This is a genomic window from Psychrobacter sp. APC 3281, from assembly GCF_030407815.1.
In the GTDB taxonomy this organism is placed as follows: Bacteria; Pseudomonadota; Gammaproteobacteria; order Pseudomonadales; family Moraxellaceae; genus Psychrobacter.
Window position 1 is genome coordinate 15,866 of the sequence record NZ_JASDCS010000013.1, and the last position, 21,471, is coordinate 37,336.

Annotated in this window: 20 protein-coding genes; 14 read left to right on the top strand and 6 right to left on the bottom strand. The window is 43.8% G+C overall.

Going from position 1 to position 21,471, the window contains the following annotated elements:
• Positions 1–20: 20 nt before the first annotated feature.
• Positions 21–713 (bottom strand): thiopurine S-methyltransferase, encoded by a 693-nt coding sequence (gene tmpT / locus QL886_RS11845; RefSeq protein ID WP_290178853.1) that lies wholly within the window; start codon positions 711–713, stop codon positions 21–23.
• Between the two features lie 178 nt (positions 714–891).
• Positions 892–1,413: a peptide-methionine (S)-S-oxide reductase MsrA gene (gene msrA / locus QL886_RS11850; protein WP_290178854.1), complete on the bottom strand. Its 522-nt coding sequence runs from the start codon at positions 1,411–1,413 to the stop codon at positions 892–894.
• A 271-nt stretch (positions 1,414–1,684) separates the two neighbouring features.
• Between msrA and cmoA the strand changes: the two genes are divergently transcribed.
• From cmoA to QL886_RS11870, 4 genes are all read left to right on the top strand, one after another.
• Complete coding sequence (gene cmoA / locus QL886_RS11855; protein WP_290178855.1) at positions 1,685–2,470, top strand: carboxy-S-adenosyl-L-methionine synthase CmoA; 786 nt, start codon at positions 1,685–1,687, stop codon at positions 2,468–2,470.
• A gap of 31 nt (positions 2,471–2,501) precedes the next feature.
• Positions 2,502–3,065, top strand: coding sequence for a hypothetical protein (locus QL886_RS11860; protein WP_102091756.1), 564 nt, complete (start codon positions 2,502–2,504; stop codon positions 3,063–3,065).
• Positions 3,066–3,168: 103 nt separating this feature from the next.
• On the top strand, positions 3,169–4,215 hold the full coding sequence (gene cmoB / locus QL886_RS11865) for a tRNA 5-methoxyuridine(34)/uridine 5-oxyacetic acid(34) synthase CmoB (protein ID WP_290178856.1): 1,047 nt from the start codon (positions 3,169–3,171) through the stop codon (positions 4,213–4,215).
• A 34-nt stretch (positions 4,216–4,249) separates the two neighbouring features.
• On the top strand, positions 4,250–5,377 hold the full coding sequence (locus tag QL886_RS11870; protein ID WP_290178857.1) for a DUF1176 domain-containing protein: 1,128 nt from the start codon (positions 4,250–4,252) through the stop codon (positions 5,375–5,377).
• Positions 5,378–5,528: 151 nt separating this feature from the next.
• On the opposite strand, the gene QL886_RS11875 is transcribed toward QL886_RS11870, so the two are convergent.
• Positions 5,529–5,747 (bottom strand): DUF2788 domain-containing protein, encoded by a 219-nt coding sequence (locus QL886_RS11875; RefSeq protein WP_290178858.1) that lies wholly within the window; start codon positions 5,745–5,747, stop codon positions 5,529–5,531.
• A 378-nt stretch (positions 5,748–6,125) separates the two neighbouring features.
• Here QL886_RS11875 and argS point away from each other — a divergent pair, with 378 nt between their 5' ends.
• The 3 genes from argS to QL886_RS11890 all read left to right on the top strand — a co-directional run bounded on the left by argS (position 6,126) and on the right by QL886_RS11890 (position 10,067).
• On the top strand, positions 6,126–7,955 hold the full coding sequence (argS, locus tag QL886_RS11880; RefSeq protein WP_165597600.1) for an arginine--tRNA ligase: 1,830 nt from the start codon (positions 6,126–6,128) through the stop codon (positions 7,953–7,955).
• 87 nt (positions 7,956–8,042) lie between these two features.
• On the top strand, positions 8,043–8,846 hold the full coding sequence (locus tag QL886_RS11885) for an SPOR domain-containing protein (RefSeq protein WP_290178859.1): 804 nt from the start codon (positions 8,043–8,045) through the stop codon (positions 8,844–8,846).
• A 126-nt stretch (positions 8,847–8,972) separates the two neighbouring features.
• Positions 8,973–10,067 carry a PTS sugar transporter subunit IIC gene (locus tag QL886_RS11890; protein ID WP_290178860.1) on the top strand — a complete coding sequence of 365 codons (1,095 nt, stop codon included), beginning with the start codon at positions 8,973–8,975 and terminating at the stop codon, positions 10,065–10,067.
• A 160-nt stretch (positions 10,068–10,227) separates the two neighbouring features.
• Here the strand turns inward: QL886_RS11890 and QL886_RS11895 are convergent, their stop codons facing one another.
• The 3 genes from QL886_RS11895 to clpP form a co-directional block, all read right to left on the bottom strand.
• Positions 10,228–11,214 carry an SDR family NAD(P)-dependent oxidoreductase gene (locus tag QL886_RS11895; protein ID WP_290178861.1) on the bottom strand — a complete coding sequence of 329 codons (987 nt, stop codon included), beginning with the start codon at positions 11,212–11,214 and terminating at the stop codon, positions 10,228–10,230.
• Between the two features lie 341 nt (positions 11,215–11,555).
• Positions 11,556–12,830 (bottom strand): ATP-dependent Clp protease ATP-binding subunit ClpX, encoded by a 1,275-nt coding sequence (gene clpX, locus QL886_RS11900; RefSeq protein WP_290178862.1) that lies wholly within the window; start codon positions 12,828–12,830, stop codon positions 11,556–11,558.
• Between the two features lie 186 nt (positions 12,831–13,016).
• The gene (gene clpP, locus QL886_RS11905; protein WP_290178906.1) at positions 13,017–13,649 is read right to left on the bottom strand and encodes an ATP-dependent Clp endopeptidase proteolytic subunit ClpP; all 633 of its coding nucleotides are present in this window, start codon (positions 13,647–13,649) and stop codon (positions 13,017–13,019) included.
• A gap of 918 nt (positions 13,650–14,567) precedes the next feature.
• On the opposite strand from clpP, the gene QL886_RS11910 reads away from it, so the two are divergent.
• The 7 genes from QL886_RS11910 (at position 14,568) to QL886_RS11940 (ending at position 21,392) form a co-directional block, all read left to right on the top strand.
• Positions 14,568–15,596, top strand: coding sequence for an urease accessory protein UreD (locus tag QL886_RS11910; RefSeq protein ID WP_290178863.1), 1,029 nt, complete (start codon positions 14,568–14,570; stop codon positions 15,594–15,596).
• Between the two features lie 118 nt (positions 15,597–15,714).
• On the top strand, positions 15,715–16,017 hold the full coding sequence (gene ureA, locus QL886_RS11915) for an urease subunit gamma (protein ID WP_057761815.1): 303 nt from the start codon (positions 15,715–15,717) through the stop codon (positions 16,015–16,017).
• Positions 16,018–16,073: 56 nt separating this feature from the next.
• Positions 16,074–18,263, top strand: a complete 2,190-nt coding sequence (gene ureC / locus QL886_RS11920; RefSeq protein WP_290178864.1) for an urease subunit alpha — start codon at positions 16,074–16,076, stop codon at positions 18,261–18,263.
• Between the two features lie 162 nt (positions 18,264–18,425).
• Entirely contained in the window at positions 18,426–19,058 is a 633-nt protein-coding gene (ureE, locus tag QL886_RS11925) for an urease accessory protein UreE (RefSeq protein ID WP_290178865.1), read from the top strand.
• Positions 19,048–19,842, top strand: a complete 795-nt coding sequence (locus tag QL886_RS11930) for an urease accessory UreF family protein (protein WP_290178866.1) — start codon at positions 19,048–19,050, stop codon at positions 19,840–19,842. The genes ureE and QL886_RS11930 overlap by 11 nt, the downstream gene beginning before the upstream one ends.
• Positions 19,843–19,899: 57 nt before the next feature.
• A complete protein-coding gene (ureG, locus tag QL886_RS11935) occupies positions 19,900–20,589 on the top strand; it encodes an urease accessory protein UreG (RefSeq protein WP_290178867.1) in 690 nt (229 codons plus the stop codon).
• Positions 20,590–20,639: 50 nt separating this feature from the next.
• Entirely contained in the window at positions 20,640–21,392 is a 753-nt protein-coding gene (locus tag QL886_RS11940) for a HupE/UreJ family protein (protein WP_290178868.1), read from the top strand.
• Positions 21,393–21,471: the final 79 nt, after the last annotated feature.

A 21,471-nucleotide genomic window follows, 5' to 3' on the forward strand; every position in this document is an offset into this window, starting at 1 on the left:
TAAAGGTTATATGGTTTTTTTTATTTACTGCTCAATAGCCAAACCTGTTCTGTGACGGTGATATCAGGTGCAGAACCTATAGAAGAAGGCTCACACGCTAGCTCACTGATTTGGTAGTGATCGCTATAATACTGCTCTAGCTGGTCGGCATTAATAGAGAAGGGTGGTCCATTCTTTTTACGCTGATCGTAATTTAGCGTGAGTAAAAGCTGCGGTGTTATTTCATTGTTAGCACCATCAACTTTATTGGTATCGCTACTAAGTTTCCGCACTTGCTCACTATATCTCACACGCATATCGGCTGGCAGGGCGATTAATGCCGCTTTATCATATACTGCATCAATAGAGCCAATATCTTTAGCGGTCAGTGCAAAGATATCAGCGACCCATAAAGTGATGGTTTGTCCCGACCACTGGCCTTGATAGTATTTCATCGTTGAATTGTCTGCCTGTTGATAGACGGTAGGTTCAATGTTTTGCTCAGCAAAAAATGCTTGTACGGCTGTTTCGACTAACTCAACGCCCACCACGTCATAGCCTTGCGTCGCTAGCCAAACCATATCGATAGATTTGCCACAAAGCGGAACGAAGACGCGGCTACCCGCTGCTAAATCTAAGTGATCAATATACTCAGTTAATAATGGATTAACAGCTGATTGATTAAAACCAATGCGACCTTCTTGCCAACGTTTTTGCCAAAACTCAGGGTTCATGCTGTGATCCTCTATTTGCAAGTTTGTATATATAAGGTTCTAATATTGATCTGATATATCAAAGGAATAACTAATAAAAAGCCAAACACCTATAGTATAAGTGTTTGGCTGGTATCTAACATTAGGCTAAGAAAAACTTTGAATAAATAATGTCTTATTCAATTTAGCGAACCCTCATTTAACTAACCATATATTTGCTAAATTCTTTACGCAGTTTGGCAAGCTTTGGCGGTATCGCAAAGTTGCAATAAGCCTGTCCTGGATTTCTGTTGAAGAAATCTTGATGTGAGTCTTCTGCTTGGTAGAACTCAACGGCAGGATGTACTTCCGTCACTACATTGACACCCATATCGCGTAACTTATTGATGGTACGGTCAACAGTCGGTTTTTGACTGTCTTCGGTGTAAAAGACCACGCTGCGATACTGACTACCAACGTCATTGCCTTGACGATCTATCGTGGTGGGATCATGCGTGGCAAAGAAGACATCGAGTATTACTTCTAACGGGACGATAGACTCATCAAATTCGACTTTGATGACTTCGACATGGCCAGTCGTTCCACTACAGACAGCTTCATAGTTAGCAGAGACAGCATCGCCGCCCATGTAGCCTGAGACGACAGATTGCACACCTTTTACCGATAAAAATACAGATTCGGTGCACCAGAAGCAGCCGCCACCTAATACGATCGTTTGCATAATTTTTTCCTATTATTATAAATATGGGTTAAGCGCTATATTTGGTAGTGATGCTCTCGTTTTTCAATGCTTCTTTCAAACGCCTCATTACCTTTGGCACTATTTATTCAGCTTAGCAGGCAAGCCAAAGGCGATAAGTAACAAACAGTAATGTTATAATGGGCTTTTGCTATCTTACTTCTTTATCAACTGATAATGACAAGCGAAACTACCAAGCAAAATTCACCAAGTAATTCTTACTTTCAGTTCTATTCTAAAAACGAGTCGTCCCATGAGCCAATCTCAGCCTGCTATCAAACATGACACCCTATTTGATAAACCGTTTACCACGCCACTGGATAAGGCCGCACGCTTTTCGTTTGATGAGCAGGTGGTGGCTTGTTTCCCTGACATGATTCGCCGCAGTGTACCTGGTTATGGTCAGGTATTGGCGATGCTACCTATATTCGCCCGTCGTCATTGCAAGTATCGCCAGCAGAGCGATAGTGGTCAGCGTGTTAGTCGTGTTTATGACTTGGGCTGTTCATTGGGTGCAGCCAGCATGACGCTAGCTGGTGAGTTCGACCCACAAGACTTGCAGATTAAAGCAATTGATATCTCACCAGCGATGACGACAGAGGCGACCACGCTACTGAGTGAAAATTATCCTGAGCATGACATCGAAGTGATCACAGCAGATATCCGCGATATTGAGCTTGAGCCGTGCGATATGGTGATTTTGAACTTGACGCTACAGTTTTTGCCAGCTGCTGATAGGGTCGCAGTATTAGAGAAGATTTATGCGGCATTGAGCGAAGGCGGCATATTGGTACTGACTGAAAAAACCCATGCGTTTGATGAGCAATATGATGCGTGGTTGGTAGAGCGTTATTACGACTTTAAACGTGCCAATGGTTACACCGAGATGGAGATTAGCGGTAAGCGTAATGCATTGGAAAATGTCCTCATTACTGACACGTTAGATGAGCATCATGCACGGTTGAGTAATGTTGGGTTTGCGCGTCATCTGACGTGGTTTCAGTTTTTGAACTTCGTCTCTATTGTGGCGTTTAAATAGGATTTACTTTGGGAGCGAACAAGGTGTTCATATGATTCCGTCTATAGTTGAACAAAATATTCATCAAGTGTTAATAAAAAAAATGAGCGTACAATCATTTGAGCAATGGTTATATGAAGATGATGTATTAGAGTCTAGCAACCCTGATTTGTATCTTGAACTGATTTCATTTAATTATAGTTCTGAAGATAATTTTTATTACCGTTTTTATGATAGTTTTGCGCAATACGTCCATTTTTATAAATTTGAAGCTGATCGCATAAAAGGGTACTTAAACTCAATTATTGATAGAGATGGAAATTGTAGTAATGCGATTTGGGTGATGTATGAGTTATATTGTAAGGGTTATGGTTTTCTCGGCAAGCTAGGAATTATATACGGGTTCTGCCTAGTAGACTACGAAACTTCGGAATCTAACCATAATATAGATACTATCTTAGATAAGTTGTATCCCGAGATTATTGATGATGCTAAAAATGTACGGAACTGGTTAGAAGAAGGCAAAGTTGTTTTCAAAAGTCAGGACAATGGTTATGGTGTTTTTGAATACGACGATCTTCGTAGTGAAACGGAAATTCTGCAAGGAAATGCGTAGTTCACGAATTTCAAAGAGTTTACATATTAAAACTTATCTTTCTTTATTTTAACCCTTTTAATTTTATTAATTTGAATATTAATCAATACGGTAACCTGCTTTTATGCTCAACGATACTATCATCAACGCAGAACGCGAATTATATTTAACCCTGCTAGAGTTGGCACAGCAGCAGCCAAACGCTTATGAATGGCTCAAACGATTACCAACATGGCTAGGTGATATAAAAGACAAAGCTAACTATGCGCATGCGCCTGCCTACCAAGCGTCAGTCGCTCGTTTGCCAAACTTAGCTGTCAATAATGTCGATCTAAACAGCGATACATTGACGATTGAGGCAAATCTAAATGAGTCTCAGCGCAAACAAACAACGGCGTTATTAAAGCAGTTGATGCCGTGGCGTAAAGGCCCATTTCAGATTGGTGGTCAAATCGGCGATGATGAGTCAGGTATTAAGATCGATACCGAGTGGCATAGCGATTGGAAATGGAAACGCGTTGCGCCGCATTTAAGTAGATTGGACGGTCGCCGCGTATTGGATGTGGGCGGTGGCTCTGGTTATCATGGCTGGCGCATGGCAGGGGCTGGCGCAGATACGGTTATTATTATTGATCCGTCATGTTTGTTTTATCATCAGTTTGTGGCGATTCGTCATTTCGTTGGTGCCGCAGATGCTAGTGATACAGGTAGCTATCGGACGCATTATATTCCTGTACCGCTTGAAGCGTTACCTGAGCACAGTCAGCTGTTTGATACCGTATTTAGCATGGGTGTGCTGTATCATCGCCAGTCACCGTTTGAGCATTTACAACAGCTCAAAGGACAGTTAGTCAAAGGTGGTGAGTTGGTACTTGAGACGTTGGTGATTGAAGGTGATGCCAATACTGTGCTGGTACCACACGACCGCTACGCGCAGATGAATAACGTCTATTTCTTGCCATCGGTGGCGGCATTAATTGGTTGGCTAGAGAAAGCAGGATTTTCAGATGTGCGCTGCGTCGATGTAGCAGTCACCTCGACTGAGGAACAACGACAAACCGAGTGGATGACCTATCATTCGTTAGCAGATTTCTTAGATCCTAATGACTCTACTAAGACCGTCGAAGGATATCCTGCTCCCATGCGCGCGACTTTGATTGCGAAAAAGTAGCATTGATGGTGGTAGCTAATATAAGGAAAGCACTATGAAGACATTGAAGACTTTTATTGTAGCTACCATCAGCTTGCTATCGCTACCTGCTATGGCAGGTTATGGAACTGTATCCGAAGGCTGGGGCTTTGTACAAGACGACTGGCAAGTGGTTTGTGATAATACGCGGACTTGTCGAGCGGCTGGTTACGCTAGTGAAGCACTAATAGATGAGCCTGCCTCAATATTGCTCACAGCGTTGCCAAAAGTAGCTCTGCCAAAAGCGCAAATTCAGTTTATCTCAGAAGCGCCGCTAGATGATCTTAAGCCTGCTGAGCTTTGGCTGAACAACAAAAACTATGGTGTGCTGCAACCTAATAAAGAAGACAGTCTACTATACGACTTATCAGCCAAGCAGATTCAAGCACTGCTTGATCATGCTCGTGTCGCGACCAAGATAGAAATTAGAGTGGGCGACAACTACTGGCAGATTAGCGATAAAGGCATGTCAGCAGTGTTGCTCAAACTAGACGATGTACAAGGTCGGGTAGGGACGCCGATAGCATTGGTCAGTAAGAATAATCCAAATCGTCAACGTCCTCAAACAGCCTTGTCAAAACCAATCATTGAAAAAGCATTTGCGTATTCAGCAAAAGACAACAAAGCACTTGCTCCATCAAAGCTGGCGTATTTTCAGGAAAATATTGATAACTGGATCGATATTAATGCCGAGCAGCTTATAGGGTCTAAGGACGTGATGGGCGATTGTGAGCTGATTAATCCAAAAACTGAAACATATCAGCGGATGTCAGAGTATGGCTCTACGGTGCTTGGCTGGGACTTTATACCAGTTGATGATCGCTATACGTTAGCCGCGCATAGTTGCTGGCTAGGTGCTTACAATTCTAGTAATGGCTATTGGCTCATTGATAATGCAAAACCTAGCAAACCTACGCTTATCACGACAGCAGGGAATGATTATTTTGATGGTGAGATTTCGGCCACTCACAAAGACCGAGGTATCGGTGATTGCTGGAACCGTACTACATGGACATGGAATGGTAAGACATTTGCTAAAAGCGAAGAGTCGAGTACGGGAATGTGTCGGGGTTTTGCTGGTGGAGCGTGGGACCTACCAACATATGTGAGTCAGGTTATAGAGAATAATGCTAAGGCTCAATAGCTTCTTTTATTTAAAAGGTTTTGTTCTAAAAGGCTTTGATTTAAATGACTGATACCTTATAAAGTGCAGCAGTCATAAGCCATATATTACATTTTTAGTTGTTCTACTTATGTCCTAAGCGATATCAAAGAACAGTGATAAAAATGGCCAATTAGATTAACCATTTTTTGAACGCGACTTCCATGACTATCTTAAGGATAAAACCAATAGAACCTGCGCCTAGGGCTAAGAATATCCAAAAAGTACCAGCGCGCCCAGCTTCAGACGTTTTAGAGATATCCCACATAATAAAAAACAAGAAAGCGATGAATATCGGCAACAGGACGTACAGTCCCCAACTGGTGACAGTACTGGCGGCAATAGCAAACATGGCGTAATCCTATAATAGAGTAGTAACGCGTCTTCTATATTTTAGAAGAGCCGTACAAACCATCATTATAACGTGGAAGCAGTCAGGTATAAACGACTGCCCAGTATTGAGCAACAGTAACGCTACAATTCAGGTTATGAGTTATTTATCAGTTTTGCATCATTGATATTAGTCAGCCCAAATTCTGATAAAGGTAAGATTTTAGTGCTAATTTTGGCGCAAATGGTGCAATAAAGCGCAAAGATTGTTATATTTACAGGTTACTTATCTTTTTACATTATTCTATCCCTGCAATGTCGGCCGCTATTATAATAAGCAGTTATCGATTGCTCGCATTCGCACCGTTTTTGTTGTTTATTTAATTGAGTTCAAATTCCTATGTCACAAGCCCAAATTGATACGCTTGCATCCCTATTTAACGATGCAATTCAAACCCTACAAGCAGATGGTACGCTACCAAGCGATTGGCAAAATAACAGTCAAATTACCCGTACAAAAGATTTAAGTCACGGTGATTTTGCCAGTAATATCGCGCTAACGGCAGCGAAAGCGGCCAAGGCTAATCCGCGTCAACTTGCTGAAAAAATCGTCAGCGCATTGCCTGACAACCAAGATATTCGCCAAGTAGAAATTGCAGGTCCAGGGTTTATCAACGTATTTTTAAACTCGGAAGCTAAGTTTTCTGTATTGGACGATATCTTTACATTGCAAGATCGCTTTGGCTTAAGTAATCAGTTTGACGGTCAAAAAGTTCAGGTCGAATTTGTCTCTGCCAATCCAACATCAAGTCTGCACGTCGGTCATGGTCGCGGTGCTGCATTTGGCATGAGTGTTGCTAACTTGCTAGAAGCCATCGGCTATGACGTTACGCGTGAATATTATGTCAATGACGCTGGTCGTCAAATGGACATCTTGGCCACCAGTACATATTTGCGTTATCTACAACTAAATGGTGAAGAGATAACTTTCCCAGTCAACGCTTATCAAGGTGATTATGTCAGTGACATCGCACAGACGCTAAAAACACAACATGGCGATAGCTATGTACATAGCTTTGCAGATGTTGCCAAAGATGTGCCAGAAGATGCTCAGTTTGAGATTAATGCTGATGGCGAAAAAACCGTTATCTCAGGTGATAAAGAAGCTCATATTGATGGCTTGATTGCCAATAGCAAATCATTGCTAGGTGACAGCTACGCGTTATTTTTAAATGCAGCATTGAGCAGTATTTTGGCGGATATCAAAGATGACTTAAATGACTTTGGTGTGAGCTACGAGTGCTGGTTTAGCGAAAGATCTATCGATAGCGAGATTGAGCCTGTATTACAGATACTAGATGACAAAGGCTACCTATACGAAAAAGATGGCAACATCTGGTTTAAATCGACCGATTTTGGCGATGAGAAAGACCGTGTTGTACGCCGTGCCAATGGTCAATCGACGTATTTTGCTTCTGACATCGCTTATCATAAAAACAAGTTTGATCGCGGCTTTGATAAAGTCATTAACGTTTGGGGCGCAGACCACCATGGTTATGTCCCACGCGTAAAAGCCGCTCTACTAGCCCTTGGTATCGATGCCGAACGTCTGGATGTGGTGCTTGTACAGTTTGTGGCGTTATGGCGCGGTAGTGAAAAAGTACAAATGTCTTCGCGTTCTGGTCAGTTTGTGACCTTGCGTGAGCTACGTGCAGAAGTCGGTAACGATGCTGCACGATTCTACTACGTAGCGCGTAAGCCTGAAGTGCATGTTGATTTTGATTTAGAACTTGCCAAATCACAAAGTAAAGACAATCAAGTGTATTATATTCAGTATGCTCATGCGCGCGTTTGCCGTGTGTTAGAAAAACTGGCAACTTACGATTTGACCGTAGATGATGCCATCGGTTTGGCACATCAAGACTTGCTAAGTGCGCCAAATGAAGACGAGCTGATTAAACTGTTAGCAGGATATCCAGCGACGTTACTTCGTGCAGCGACTGGTTACGAGCCACACGTCTTGACTAACTACCTAAAAGAGCTAGCGGCATTGTTTCATGGTTGGTATGACACCAATCGTATCTTGCCTATGAGCTTGACTTCAGGTGAAACGCCAAGTCAGGATGAGTTAGACTTAATGCAAGCACGTTTGCGTCTGTCAAAAGCCGTTAGACAGGTATTGGCAAATGGTCTTAGTCTGCTAGGCTTGTCTGCACCGTCTAGCATGTAGTACTTTTCTAATATGTGATATGAGTATAGACAGCTGATAGCATTAATTCGATGATGATAGTTAAATCCAGTAGGGAGAACGAGATCCATGCTAGCCAAAAAACCTAAAGGCGCAACAGAAAAGCGCAAATCAAGTAGCGTATCAGGCTTATTGTGGATGTTTGTTGGGGCCGTATTGACCCTTATGATCGGGGTGTTTATCTACCTCTCACCATTATTTAATTTCAGCCCCGCTGATGGTAGTGCTGAGAACGACCCTGATCGCCAAGTACAGCCACGTGTGGATACTGATACCGACAATGGCGATTATGAGTTCTACGATATCTTGCCTAATCAAGAGATGGCAACCATCCCTGATGAAGATATCGCTGATATTGATAATGATCAAATAGGTGATATCGGTGCGTTTGAACCAGACGTCGTTGTGACTCAACCAGAGATTGATGCAGGCAGTACAGAAACGGGCAGCTTCGGTGGTTCGGAAAATGCGACTGTCGAACCTGCTGGTAGTAATAATGCTGGGTCGAGTGAGGATATCGTTGTCGTTGAAGAAGATGCAACCTATGATGGTACGCCGCCTGCTACTAGCAACGCTACAACCCGCAATAACAGTGCAGCAGCAGGTACGGCCAGCATCCAAGCTGCTAAACCTGCGGCGACCTACATCTTGCAGATCAATAGCTTTAGTGATGCAGATGAAGCGGATCGTCGCCGTGCGCAAGTACTGATGGCGGGTGTCGATGCTCGCGTGGTTAAAAACACGACGGGTAATGGCTTGCCTATTTATCAAGTCATCTCGCGTCCTTTGAATAACCGTCAAGCAGTAACGACGGCACAGCAGCGCCTACAGAACAATGGTATAGACTCTATTATCGTTGAGCAGCGTCGCTAGGTTCAGTCGTTTACAGTTATTGTATTTATCAAAAAAAGCGTCGTAATGACGCTTTTTTTATCTCTTTATTTTATCAAAAGCTTTCTAGCTGTTTTATCCTATTAAACGTCCATTAAGAGTATGGTTATGACCGTATCTAACTCAGTAACACCGCAAGCAGGCATTATTAAAGCGTTCTTTCAAAAATACTTTATCGATGCTTTTACTGGTATGGCTCTCGGGCTATTTGTCACGTTGATTGCAGGTTTGATTATCTCGCAAATCGGTGGCTGGTTAGATTTGCCAGCATTGGTCGCGGTCGGGAAACTTGCCTCGATATTGATGGGTGCTGGTATCGGTGTAGGTATCGCTTACTATCTCAAAGCGCCAACGCTAGTGATGCTCAGCTGCCTCGTAGCGGGTATGCTTGGTGCCCATTCTGAAGCACTAATGGCGGGCACGCTCTTTACGCCGCAAGTGGGGGGACCTGCAACCTTTGTAGCACTGCCGGGTAATCCAATCGGTGCTTATTTGACCTCTGTGTTTGCTTATCGTGCTGGTACTTGGGTTGCTGGTAAGACGAAGCTTGATATTTTATTGGTGCCATTGGTTGTATGCGGTATTGCTCTCTTAGTGTGTGCTCTGCTCAATCCACCTATCGTAGCAGGGGTCGCAGCTATTGGTCAGGGTATTCATGCCGCTACTGAATTACAGCCACTTCTAATGGGTATCGTCATCGCCGTAGTGGTTGGTATTTTATTGACCCTGCCAACGTCAAGTGCAGCTATTTGTATTGCTATTGGGCTTGGTGGCTTGGCGGGCGGGGCAGCAGTGGTAGGCTGTGCCGCGCATATGATTGGTTTTGCTGTTGCAAGTTTTAAAGACAATGGCGTTAGTGGTGTCATCTCTCAGGGCTTGGGTACCAGTATGCTGCAAATCCCTAACGTACTCAAAAAACCTATCGTTCTGCTACCTGCTGTCATTGCTAGCGCTATCGTTGGGCCTATCGCTACTGTCGGTTTTGGATTAGCCTGTACGGCGACAGGTGCGGGTATGGGTACTGCTGGTTTGGTCGGTGTGTTTGGGGTCATCGAGGCATCACAAGAAATCATGAGCACCGGTCAATTATGGACAGCGATTATTCTATTGATGTTTGTATTGCCTGCGGTGATTGCAGGGTTGGTGGCTTATATTATGCGCCGTATGGGCTGGTTAGTCGCTGGCGATATGAAGCTGCCTTAATGTTTAGAAGGTTGAGCTAAAATATCATCACCAGTCTCAAAATTCAGTCTTATCCTTCATCAATAATGGCAACTTTCAAAAAGCCCAGCTACGACTATAGCTGGGCTTTTTATATATAAATTCATCAATTTCTCATGATAGAGGGAATGTTGATAACATACTATTTAACGGTCTTTAGCTTTTTATGACGACGTGGTTTTAGTTTGCGGGACAGTTGATGGAAGTCGTTCAGCACTTGGCTATAATGTGATGGAAATACACGTTGGATGGCATCAATCATCTTGGCATCGTTACCAATCAGGCAGCGCTGCTGATTAGTCGCTGCTGCCTGTAGGATAATCCAAGCCGCTTCATTGGCATCGAATTTTAAGAATTTATTAAAACTTCTGATGGCTTTGGGCCCAGTACTCATGCCAATATCATGGATACTCTCATTACCGCGCGCGCTATTGGCAATATTGGTTTTGATGCCGCCCGGATGGATACAAGTTGCTGATACCCCGCAGTTCTGGATGTTTAGCTCTTGGCGTAAGCTCTCTGTGAAGCCGCGTACGGCAAATTTGCTAGAGTTGTAGGCTGACTGTGATGGCTGAGCGGTCAAACCAAACAGACTTGAGATATTGATAATATGTCCATGCTCGCCAAATTGGTTTTGTTTAACGCTGTTTTTGATTAACGGTAAAAACGCCTTAGTGCCGTAAACCACACCCCAAAAATTAATATTCATTACCCATTCAAGCTCACTAATACTACTGCCTTCGACGGTAGAGTAGAGCGCAACACCTGCATTGTTAAAGATAAAATTTACTTTGCCATGATCGCTCATGACACTATCAGCCCATGCTTCCACCGCTGTATTGTCTGATACATCGAGTACGGTCATAGTGACGTTGACATCATAATTGGCAAGTAACTGTTTGGTCGCTGCCAGCTGTTCAGGATTGATGTCTGATAATGCAACATGACAGCCCATTTTTGCTAAATGAATGGCCATCTCACGCCCCATACCAGAGCCTGCGCCCGTAATGGCAGCGACATGGTTTCGGTAGTAGGATGCGACGTCTGAGTCATCCAACGAGGTACGGTTAGAGGAAAACGGTAGGTTTTGGCGCAATGAAGTCGCCATAGCGGTCACATGGTTGAGCATAATAAACAATCCTTTGTCTTATTAATCATATGGGTTGTACAGGCTATATATGGCGGTATATAGAAATAAAGTCTAAAGGTCAAAATAGTCTATCTACATTAGCATGGTTTACACTGATGCTTACTCGCGATTGATAAACGCTGCTGTCATTTCAGAGCAGGTGTAATGGAAATCGCCAATTTTCAGTATGCAAGTTATATAGTATCAAGTTATCTAACGGGCAAGCTATCCAACAGATAAACTGGTTAAGTAATAGGCATAAAAAAAGCGCCTGAGCTTATTTAGCCAGACGCTCTTTAGTAGTCCGTTAATGATAACGGACTGTTTATATTAATTATAAATTAAGCAATTTTAGGCGCTTTACCTTCATTGATAACATCAGCATCAACCATTACAGTTTTAGCATTTTCCATAGAAGGCAATTCATACATAGTCTCAAGCAACGCATTTTCTACGATAGAACGTAGACCACGCGCACCTGTCTTGCGCTCCATTGCTTTTTTGGCGATGGCATCTAGGGCTTCTTGGGTAAAGCTAATCTCAGCACCTTCCATATCGAACAAATACTTGTACTGTTTTACCAGTGCGTTCTTAGGTTCTGTCAGGATTTGTACTAGAGCTGCTTCATCTAGCTCTTGCAGTGCCGCAAGTACTGGCAGACGACCGATTAGCTCGGGAATCAGACCAAACTTGATCAAATCTTCTGGCTCGACTTCTTGTAGCAAGTCTGAGCTGCGACGGCTGTCGTCTTTTGAGCTGACATCAGCGTTAAAGCCAATACCGCCTTTTTCAGTACGTTGCTGAATGACTTTATCAAGTCCAGCAAATGCACCACCAACGATGATTAGAATATTACTGGTATCAACTTGGATCAGCTCTTGCTGTGGGTGCTTACGACCACCGTGCGGCGGGATAGCAGCCACAGTACCTTCGATTAGCTTTAGCAACGCTTGCTGTACGCCTTCACCTGATACATCACGAGTGATAGATGGGTTGTCGCCTTTCTTACTGATTTTATCGATTTCATCAATATAGATGATACCTTGCTCAGCTTTGGCTACATCATAGTCAGAAGCTTGGAGGAGCTTTTGTACGATGTTTTCAACGTCTTCACCAACATAACCAGCTTCGGTCAAGGTCGTGGCATCAGCTATCGCAAAAGGTACATCTAATAGACGAGCTAAGGTTTGCGCAAGTAGCGTCTTACCAGAACCAGTTGGACCGATTAGCAAGATATTACTCTTAGCCAATTCTACCATTGCATCGTCAGCGCCGATCTTGGCTTTTTTGCTGTCGTTGGCTAGTGTTTGGCTAACTTTTAGGCGTTTGTAATGGTTATAGACGGCAACAGCCAATGCTTTTTTGGCAGCGTCCTGACCGATGACATATTCATCAAGCTTGGCACGAAGCTCTTTTGGCGTTGGTAGTTTTTTATTGACCCAAGAAGTGTCTACTTCGCTATCATCATCACCGTGCTCTGCGCTGTCTGCGATTAAGTCAGTACATAGCTCGATACATTCATTGCAGATGTTGGCATCGTCAGCAGCAATCAGTTGCTGTACATCGCTTTTGGCTTTACCGCAAAACGAACACTGCGGGGTATTATCTTCTGCCATAAAAGGCGCTCCTAAAATTTAAAACTGGTTAGTTTATTTGTAGTATATCGATTATCGTATTCATTCAATGGTCATACCTTCTAATGGTCAGGTATGACATTGATAACGGTTTACTGTACGGCAAATAAACTATAAAAGGTCTTATGACTGCACTCTCAATGAAGAGGCATCACGTTAATGCTTAGATTACAAAGATTCAGGACGACGCTCTAATACTTCGTCAACCAAACCATACTCTTTGGCTTCTTGAGCATCTAACCAATAATCACGCTCAACGTCTTTTTCGATTTTCTCTACTGGCTGACCAGTGCGCTCAGCTAAGATGCTATTTAGACGTGCACGAGTTTTAAGAATTTCACGAGCATTAATTTCGATATCGGTTGCTTGACCCTGCGCGCCGCCTGAAGGCTGGTGAATCATAACGCGAGCATTAGCCAGTGAGTAGCGCTTGCCTTTTTGACCAGCAGCCAATAGGAATGAACCCATGCTATAAGCACCGCCCATACAGATAGTAGATACTTCAGGTTTGATAAAGTTCATAGTATCAAAAATAGCCAAGCCAGCGCTTACTGAGCCGCCTGGTGAGTTGATATACAAATGGATATCTTTGTCAGGGTTTTCAGCTTCTAAGAATAATAACTGGGCGACGATAAGGTTAGCCATGTTGTCTTCGACCTGACCGGTCAAAAAGATAACACGCTCACGTAATAGGCGTGAAAAAATATCAAACGAGCGTTCACCGCGTGAGGACTGTTCAACCACCATAGGTACTAAAGCCGCTTGTGTGATCTGTACTTCTTTGTGCGCACTCATCAGCATATCAAAATGCGGGTTGGCAGTGATGCGATCATAATCTGTCATAGAAAAGTCCTATCGATAAATGTATAAAATAAAAATGGATTGAATGATTTTATTGTCTAGTAGTTTTTGACTAATGGGTTGTTTATAAGGGGGCTGCGCTCACTATTCAAGCCTATAAAACGGGTTTGTGCATAAAATAGCTGAAAAAGTGACCCTCCGATATGTCTAGGACTCATTGCTTATATTGAAACTTATACTAAAAATACGTCTAGAAGTAGATAAATACTATCTTATCTATTATCAAGTCATACAGATATTGATAGTACCTGTATCGACAGTGTCTATATTGATACAAATAGCGTAAATCATGTTTGACCTGACTTTTTAACATAGAATACCTGATTAATAGCCCTACAATCTACCTATCTTACTGACTAAGCCTGCAAATAGTTATGCGTTTAGTATTTTTGCTTATCTAATGTCCTTAGAGGGTATTGCGCTAACAATAACGCTAAAAAATGCACTGTTATGGACAAAATGTACTATTTTGGTGCAAATATCTGCTGATTTTATAAATAGATAAGGCTCAAAAAACGTTTAGAAAATAGCTGGAAATATACGGTTATTTTTATCATTTAAGTTAAATAAAAAAAAGCGCAGACAAATCAAAGTTTTGAGCCGATAAGGTTGTCTATTTGATTCTCTGCTATCAAGAGTTGGCACAGTGCTTGTATCAATAAAAACATTGACGCCTTGATTTATCGTGGTGCGCTGGGCACGATAAATGATGTACGCTGTATTCCTCCGTTACTATTCTGACATTACTGTCGCTAATGAACTGTAGTTAACGATTGGTGATAGAGCCTTAACACATAGCAAATGATAGTTGTCACATAAAATACTGAAACATATTTAATTGGTAAATGAGTATATAAAATGAGTTGGGCCTCTTCTTTAGCATTAAGTTTTGACACTGTTAGCAGTACAAGTACGGCCAAAGAAGGTACGGCTGATAACTCAAAAACGCGGCTTTATCATCGTAAGCACACGGGTGCCTTGATGGTACAGCGTGCTCTATATCCTGAGCCAAGCGTACAGCAGGGTATTTGTCACATACTGATGTTGTACCCGCCAGCCGGTATTGCAGGTGGCGATACGCTGACTATAGACCTAAATTTGGATAGTGGTAGCCATACTGTTATCACCACACCAGGGGCAGGTAAGTGGTATGGCAAAGACAGTGTCAGTCAAAAACATAAAGGTTCGTTGGGCAGCGATGTTGCTCACCAAAGTACGGGTCAAAATGAAATAGCTGCCTATGCGAGCCAACATGTACAGGCCAAACTCGCAGCACATACCCGTTTAGAATGGCTGCCGCAAGAGAGTATCATTTATAACGAAGCCAATATGCATGCAGTGAGCCGCTTCGATTTGACGGATTCATCTAGTCTACTGACATGGGAGATTAGCGTATTTGGACGGCAAGCTTACGACGAGCAGTTTTTGCAAGGGCGTTATCATACTGGATTGAATATCTACCGAGATGGTAAGGTTATCGTTGCTGAGCGAGTGGCGCAGGCAGCACAAAATCGCTGGTTTACCTCAAATTTAGGACTAGCGAACCAGCATATTTACGGATCGTTTTGGGCAGTCCCTAGCTTAAGCGACGTACATGACAATCTTGCACTCTCCGCGTCACAGACTATGCAATCGACCGAAACAGCCCAAGCAACTATCAAGCAATCATTGACCCGCTATCTAGATAATACTGTCGTAGCATTACGTCAAGTCATTGCTCAAGCACAACTACCTGTCTACTGCACTCATAATTACCAAGCGATCAATATCCGCTACATCGGCTCAGATGTACGTGGTTGTTTTGAAGCGTTTTATCAGTTAAGAGAAGTCTTACGAGATCATTGGTGGCAACTTGAGCCCTGTCGTCCACGTATTTGGGACACCTAATACGGCCACTTTGAATAATGAAACTAAGATATATTGCGACTATTTTTAATCGATATCAAATGCTTTGAAAACCTCTAATCTGCTATAAATATAATGATAAGTACAACAAGGAATTGTCATGCACCTGACCCCAACAGAAAAAGACAAACTCATGCTATTTACGGCTGGTATGGTGGCTGAGCGCCGTAAAAACCGAGGCGTAAAACTCAACTACCCTGAAGCCATCGCTTATATCAGTATGCTGCTGATGGAAGGCGCACGAGATGGCAAAAGAGTTGCCGAGCTAATGAGTGAGGGTGCTACGTATTTGTCTGCTGATGATGTCATGGAAGGTGTCGCAGAGATGGTAGATGAAGTGCAAATCGAGGCGACCTTTCCTGATGGCACCAAACTGGTCACGGTACATAATCCCATCGTGTAACGCTGTATACCATTGTTATAGCACTGAAATGCTCACTATAAAATAAGGCGGCTACCATGCAAGCAGGTGAATACCATATCCAAGATGGCGATATTATCTTAAACCAAGGGCGACAGGTGCAGACGATCAGTGTCAGTAATACTGGTGATAGACCTATCCAAATCGGCTCGCATTATCACTTTTATGAAGTCAATGATGCCTTGAGTTTTGACAGAGAGCAGACTCGGGGTTTTCGCCTAAATATTATCTCTGGGACTGCTGTACGTTTTGAGCCGGGCCAATCGCGGGAAGTCGAATTGGTAGCATATGCTGGCAAGCAAGATGTATATGGTTTTGCTGGACGCGTCATGGGCGCAGCTCATCCAGACAAAGCATCAGAGAGCACTACTGATAAAAAGGTAACCGCTACTTCGCAGAAGCGAGTCAGTCGTCGTATTTATGCTGAGCATTTTGGCCCTACCACAGGTGATAAAGTCCGTCTTGCCGATACCGAGCTTTGGCTACAGGTTGAAGCAGATTTAACCAGTCATAAAGATACTGCTGTTGACCAAGCGAATACGTTACAAAGTGGTGAAAGTAGCAGCAAGCCTATTGAAATCAAAGGTGAAGAAGTTAAATTTGGCGGTGGTAAAGTCATCCGTGATGGTATGGGGCAAGGGCAGTTACTAGGTGCGGAAGTTGCCGATACAGTTATTACCAATGCATTGGTTGTGGATTATACAGGCATCTATAAAGCGGATATCGGCATCAAAAATGGTCGTATCAGTGCCATTGGCAAAGCGGGCAATCCTGATATCCAGCCTGCCATCGATATTCCTATTGGCGGTGCTACCGAAATCATCTCTGGCGAAGGCAAAATTCTCACAGCAGGTGGCGTCGACAGTCATATTCATTTTATCGCGCCTCAACAGTGTGAGACGGCGCTTATGTCAGGCGTGACCACAATGCTCGGCGGCGGTACAGGGCCAGCTCAAGGAACGCTCGCTACTACTTGTACCCCAGGGGCGTATCATATTTCCTCAATGCTAAAGTCTACTGATAGTATTCCAATGAATATTGGACTACTGGGTAAAGGTAATGTAAGTGTACCAGAGCCCATTGCTGAACAAATCGAAGCAGGTGCTGTGGGGCTAAAGCTACATGAAGATTGGGGTACAACCCCGCAAGCCATCGATAACTGCTTGAGCGTTGCTGACGACTATGATGTGCAAGTGGCCATTCATACCGATACTTTAAATGAAAGTGGCTATCTCGAAAGTACGCTCGCTGCTTTTAAAGACCGCTGTATCCATACTTTCCATACTGAAGGGGCGGGCGGTGGCCATGCGCCCGATATTCTAAAGGCTATTGGCGAGTCGCATGTGCTGCCATCTTCAACCAACCCAACGCGACCATATACCGTCAATACCATTGATGAGCATCTCGATATGCTGATGGTTTGTCATCACCTAAGTCCTGCTATTGCTGAAGATGTGGCCTTTGCTGAGAGCCGTATTCGTCAAGAAACCATCGCAGCAGAAGACATCTTGCATGATTTGGGTGCTATCTCGATGATGAGTAGTGATTCTCAAGCGATGGGGCGAGTGGGTGAAGTGGTCATCCGTACATGGCAAACCGCGCACAAAATGAAAGTTCAACGTGGCCATCTGGCGCCAGATGTAACAGCGACCATAGAGGATGAGCAACAGTACATCACTTTGACAGACTATGACCAGAGCGCGGACAACGACAACTTCCGTATCAAACGCTACATCGCAAAATATACAATAAATCCTGCGATTACTCACGGTATTAGCGATATGGTTGGCTCAATCGAAGTGGGTAAATGGGCAGATATGGTGCTCTGGTCGCCCAAGTTTTTTGGGGTAAAACCTGAGTGCATCATCAAAGGCGGACTCATCGCTGCGGTACCGATGGGCGATATCAATGCCTCTATTCCTACTCCCCAGCCAGTGCATTATCGTCCTATGTTTGCGACATATCCAAAATCGGTTGCCCAAACTAGCATTACCTTTATGTCGCAAGCAGCGATCGACAAACAAGTAGATAAGCAGCTTGGATTGACTAAAGTCATTCAGCCAGTACACGGCATCCGTAAGATTCGTAAAAGCGATATGCGCTTTAACAGCTACTGCCCAGATATGGACATCAATCCTGAGACCTATGAAGTACGTGCGGATGGTAAGACACTCACCTGTGAGCCAGCTGATGTACTACCCATGGCACAGCGTTACTTTTTATTTTAGAGCTTATGATGCACGTTTATAGGATCTTTAGGACAATGAGCCATAAACCATGTATGCCAATGGTCAGTTGGTTTCTTGAGTGATATCGTATCTTTATTTCCAATACTTTTACCATCAATACTATTGACCAATAGTTTGAGCAACAACAGCCAGAGAATAATAATGAAAATATTTAATACCCGTCTAAGTACGCCTAGCGATGTCCAAAAAGCGCAATTGGCAGAACAGTATCAAGCTGATGATTACCTGCTATTAGACTTTGATACTCGTCAGCATTCTCGCTTTAGAGCTATTACTGTCTCAGGCGAAGCGGTTGGTATTGACCTACCTCGTACAGGCGTCTTAAAAGGCGATGATGTCCTTATCAATGAATCAGGGGAGTTAATGCAAGTCATCGCCAAGCCGCAAGCGGTGACTAAGGTGACTGCTGACAATGACTTTCTACTAATGAAAGGCGCTTATCATTTGGGCAACCGTCATGTGCCATTGATGTTTGACCATAGTTTTGACCAAGGTGATGCAGGCTATGCCTTGTATTTTGAAAATGATCATGTACTTGCACAAATGTTAGAAAACCTCGGTCTACATATCGAGTCTACCTCAGTGCCATTTGAGCCTGAGACAGGCGCTTATCAAACGGGCCAAGGGCATGCGCATGGCCACTCTCACTCTCACTCTCACTCACATGCACATTCGCATAGTGACTCTCATAGTCATAAGGAAAGTCATGACCATAGCCACGGACATAGCCATAGTCATCATGATGCGCTTGTAGGTCGTTCAAATGATGGTTGATACCAGTGCTCAGCCTGCTCAATCTGCCCAACTTGGACAGCTACTGATGCTGGCATCGAGCAATTTGCCGATTGGTAGCTATACCTATTCGCAAGGTGTGGAGTCAGCGATTGAGTCAGGGGTTGTCTCTGATGAAGCTAGTACGCTTACATTTATGCAGGACTATCTAGCGCTTGCGGTTGTTGGCTACGAGCTGCCTGTATTAGGGCTGATAATGTGCGCACTCAGCCAAGGTCATGAAGCGCTAGCGGCAAATCTAGCACACGATTATCACGCTGGCCTCGAGAGTAAAGAGTTTGTACTGGAGTCGCAGCAGCTAGCACAGGCGATGGTGTCTTGGCTAAACGAAGTATTGAATCTTGGCATACCGGCCGAAATACCTGAAGATGGATTTCTGCCGCTATTTGCTCATATTGCTCAGCATTGGCAGCTGCCACTAGCGCAGTCAATGACTACTTATGGATTTGCGCAATTAGAGAATATGGTACTTGCCGCTGTTAAGACAGTACCGTTAGGACAAATGGCAGGTCAGCGTATCCTGTGGCAATTGCAAAGCGATCTGGGTGCTCAGGTCGATGTTCTAAGCGCTGATGTGCAACAGGCCTTTGATACTTTAATCACATCGATAAATACTATGGATAACTTAGATACAAGTGAAGAGTCATACTGCCAGCAGCTATGCCAAGACCTCTATGAATCGCTTAATATCTCTAATAACTTGCCCAATTTGGCTATCCTCTCGAGTATGCATGAGGAGCAATACAGCCGGCTGTTCCGCTCATAATTTTACCTTTATTTCTATTTATACTTATTAATATACAAACTGTTTTAGGAAATCAATATGTCTCTAACTCCGCTCAAAACAAAAAACTCTCACGCTGCATCAGACGTACAAACTGATAGTAATAGCCAGAAACCGTCTTCTGCTTTGTCGTGCTTACGCCTTGGTATTGGTGGGCCAGTTGGTAGTGGTAAGACTGCTTTGACTTTAAGGCTATGCCAAAACCTGCGTGATACCGTCAATATGGCAGTCGTGACCAATGACATCTATACCAAAGAGGATTCAGAGTTTTTGACCCGCAATGATGCCATGCCTGCTGAGCGTATCCGCGGTGTAGAGACGGGCGGCTGTCCGCATACAGCTATCCGCGAAGATGCTTCTATTAATCTGACTGCGATTGCTGAGCTACAAGCAACTTTTGAAGGATTGGAGTTGATTATCATTGAGTCAGGTGGCGACAATCTAGCCGCGACGTTTAGCCCAGAGTTGTCTGATTTGACCTTGTACGTCATCGATGTCTCTGCAGGCGATAAGATACCTCGTAAGGGTGGTCCTGGTATTACCAAATCTGATTTGTTGATTATCAACAAGACCGACCTTGCACCAATGGTTGGTGCTTCGCTTGAAGTGATGGAACGCGATGCCAAAAAAATGCGTGGCGACAAACCTTTTGTCTTTAGCAATATGAAAACGGGTGATGGGCTAGACGAGATTATCGCCTTCATTAAAGAACATGGCATGCTTGCCTAAAAAGCAGATGAGCTTTTACCATTAAAATATAAAGAATAAGGAAAAACCGCATGACACAGTGTACAAAAGGTCTTCACATCGAAAAATCTCGCTTTTCACAAGCACTCTCAGCCCGTCATATCGTGTCTGGTTCGGCTGTGATGATGACATCGCTGATGCTACCGTCATTGGCGCAAGCGCATTCAGGGCATATTCAATCGACTACCGCGCAAGCGCCGTCATTTTTAGGTACGCTGCAAGCAGGACTGATGCATCCAGTGACTGGCCTTGATCATCTGTTTTTGGCCGTAGGCATGGGTATGTTGTTTTATGGACTACAAAAGCAGCGCTTAGGCATGATGTCATTGACCGCAGGGTTGTCATTAGGTGCGATATTGGGCACGGCTGGCGTACTGATTGGCGGTATTACATTTGCTGCATCATCTGGACTGATTGAAGTGGCGATATCACTGTCGGTGGTTGTATTGGCTATGGTCTTGATGAGCCAAAAAAGCAGACAAGAGGCATTCTCTGCGCAGACCCATACAGCACGCACGCCAAGTATTCAGCAGGTGTCACTATTTGGCTTTGGTGGTCTGGCGGTGTTTCATGGCATGGCACACGCGATGGAAGTACCAGCGAATGTCGGTATAAGTGGACAGCTGGGATTTTATGCAGGAATGATGATTACGATGCTAGCGCTATATGCAGTTGGTACGCTGGTTAGCCAGCAGTTGCAGCAACGCTTTAGTGATAGCTTGTGGTTACAGCGCGGGCTGGTACTGCTAGGATTGAGCGCCGTATTTGCACCTGTTTTGGTGTAAAACGCGCTTTATAGTACAAGTACTATGCTTATAGATTCGATGATTGTAGGTTTGATGTTTGTAGAGTCGATAATTGTAG